Source organism: Vibrio sp. Y176, assembly GCF_033438945.1.
The window spans coordinates 1-704 of the sequence record NZ_JAWOQS010000521.1; the positions used below are offsets into that span (position 1 = coordinate 1).

Here is a 704-nt window from a genome sequence, read left to right on the forward strand (position 1 = left end):
CGATGATCAGGGCCTGCTAGCATGCGTCCGAGATGTGGGATAACCAAACCGATAAAGCCGATTGCTCCGCAGATACTTACTGTGACACCAACGCCTACGGCGGAAAGCAGAATGAGCTGACGTTTCAATTTTTGTACCGGAACGCCCAAGTGGCGAGCTTCTGATTCACCAAGTAATAATGCGTTTAAAGACATGGCTTTTTTGTGAAACCAGAAAAGTAACACCACGAGAGTCAAAGAAGCTAAGCCAATGCCTGCCCAGTTTGCGCCCGCAAGCGAACCCATCGACCACAACGTTAAATCGCGCAGCATTTGGTCATCCGCAGAAAAGTTGAGAAAGCCGATCGCGGCACCTGAAAGTGCACTGATCGCCACGCCAGCGAGCAGCATGATCGTGACGGACGTACCAAACTTATTCGTACCGAGCCAGTACACCAGCACCGTTGTCAGAGCACCGCCCAGAAAAGCAAATAATGGCAACGCTGCTAAGTTCATGAGTTGAGGATGGTTTTGGCTAAACTCAGCAAAAACGACGATGGCAAAAGCGCCGCCCAGCGCCGCCCCAGCAGAAACCCCAATAATGCCGGGTTCTGCCAAGGGGTTTCGGAAAAGCCCTTGCATGACCACCCCACAAATGGCGAGGATTGCGCCGATGAACATACACAAAATCGTACGAGGCAGGCGAATCTCATTGATAACGAGTTG

General features: G+C 51.6%; 1 protein-coding gene. It reads right to left on the minus strand.

Annotated features, from left to right (window positions below):
• On the minus strand, positions 1–704 hold a 704-nt coding region (locus R7O13_RS27080; protein ID WP_318305226.1), incomplete at both ends, for an iron ABC transporter permease.